Below are 2088 nucleotides of genomic sequence, written 5' to 3'. Positions count from 1 at the left end.
GCCCGTGATGTGCGAAGAGATTTCGTCCGTCGCCTTCGCGGTCTGGCTCGCCAGCGACTTCACTTCGCTGGCGACCACCGCGAAGCCGCGGCCGGCTTCACCGGCGCGTGCCGCCTCGATGGTGGCGTTGAGCGCGAGAAGATTGGTCTGCTCGGCAATCGCCGTGATCAGCTTGACGACCTCGCCGATCTGCTGGGCGGCATGCGAGAGCTTGCCGATGCGGCCGTCGGTCTCCCTGGCCTGGACCACGGCAGCTTCCGCGATCCGGCTGGAGTCGCGGACCTGACGGCCGATCTCCTCGACCGAGGCGGAGAGCTCTTCCGTCGCGGTGGCGACCGACTGCATGTTGGATGAGGCCTGCTCGGAGACGCCCGCAACCTGGCTCGACAGGCTCTGGGTGGTCTCTGCGGTCCGGGTCAGCGTGGACGCCGCCGATTCCAACTGCACGGCCGAGGCCGAGACGTTGGAGACGATGGCGCCGACCGCGCTCTCGAAATCATCGGCGAAGCGGATCAGCTCGGAGCGGCGGGCAGCGCTCGCCTCCCTGTTCTGGGCTTCGCTGGCGGCGGCATCGCGCTCGGCTTTTGCCACGGCCTGGACCTTGAACTCCTCGACGGCACCGGCCATCTCGCCGATCTCGTCCTTGCGGCCGAGACCCGGCAGCACCACGTCGAAATTGCCCGAGGCCAGCTCGCGCATTGCCTTGCACATCGCGATCATCGGACGCGAGATACCGTTACCGAGCCACAACGCCAGCACGGCCCCGACGGCAAGGCCGCCGAGCGCCAACATCAGCATCAGCTGCTCGGTTTCTCCAATGGTCGCGTTGGCGCTCGCCTCGATGCGCTGCTGGTCGGCGGTCAGGTCCGAACGCAGCTCGGCCGAGAGTTTGAGAATGGTCGCCGCCGTCTTGGTCATCTCGCCGTTCGACTTGACGATGATCTTCACGTTTTCGGTCAGCTTGGCGAACGAGGTGCGGTACTGCTTCAGCAGAGCGCCGATCTCGGTGACGCGGTCGGTGATCTTCTGGTCATTGGCATAGATCGAGACCAGCAGGGTCTCCAGGAATTTGATGCGGGCGATCACGCCATCGGCGGTCTTCGGCTCCGGCTTGGCCACGAAGGCACCGACCGAGGTGGAAACCGCCAGATATTGCGAGGTGATGTCCTTGGCCGTGGTCTGGACCGATGCCAGCCCCCCCAGCGCGGCAGTGTCGGCGAGATCGTCGAACTTGAAGCGGATCTTGTTGCCGACGCTGTTGAGCTCATCGGCCGCGATCTTGTTGTTCTCGCGCGTCAGGACGATGATCTCTCCGAACACCTTCGTGAAGCTCTGGAACTCCGCCTCGAGCTTGCCGACCTGCTCACGGCGGGCGGCGCCGGTCGTGGCCGACATCGACTTGGCGATCGCGCTCTTCAGATTGTTTTCGGCGGCCTTGGCTGCAGTCTCGTCATCTGCCGCACCCGTTAGGGTATAGGCCCGAGCCAGTCCCTGATACGCAACCAGCTCGCGATCGACCGTGCGCGCGAGGTCGGCTTCCGACACGCTGGCGCGGTAGGAGGCCACGGCGCCCGCGATCCGCTCGAAGCCGAAATAGGCGAAAGCCATGCTGACGGCGAGGATGGCTAGCACCGCCACGAAGCCGAGGATGATTTTTGCGCGAAAGCGCAAGGTTGGGAGCTTCGATTGGTTCGATTTCGACGTCGACTTGGACTCGGACTTGACCGACATTTCCCCCACCCCATTCCATTCGCGGAAAACCAGGCGCAGCCCGGAAGCAGCCCGCTTCCTGACTCGCCTGCACGGTAATTGGCAAAGGATAAGCTGTAGTAAATTTGTGGCGTCGCAACTCGCGGTTAGGTGACGCGGGAAGTTGTTAAGGTGCGCTTTCTCGCGCCATTACAATCGACCGTCGCGCCAACTCCGCCGTCGTCCGGACAAGCGGAGAATGCGACAGCGGAGCGTCTAACGCGCAGCGAAGCCAGGCAACTTACGCCGCCCGGATATTCCCCATGAACCGATCGAGTTCGGCGCGCAGGCGGGTGCTTTCGGACGACAGCGTCTTGGCCGAGTGCAGCACTTCCTCCG

1 protein-coding gene is annotated in these 2088 nt (G+C 64.2%); it reads right to left on the bottom strand.

The annotated features are described in order from the left end of the window. Positions 1 to 1731 (bottom strand): methyl-accepting chemotaxis protein (locus C7G42_RS34695; protein ID WP_106953310.1); only part of this gene is annotated, 1731 nt, incomplete at its 3' end. Positions 1732 to 2088: the final 357 nt, after the last annotated feature.

It is taken from the genome of Bradyrhizobium sp. MOS003 (assembly GCF_003020125.1).
Taxonomy (GTDB): Bacteria; Pseudomonadota; Alphaproteobacteria; order Rhizobiales; family Xanthobacteraceae; genus Bradyrhizobium.
The sequence above is the reverse complement of the archived record's forward strand: the minus strand, read 5'-3'. Positions and strand labels throughout refer to the sequence as shown.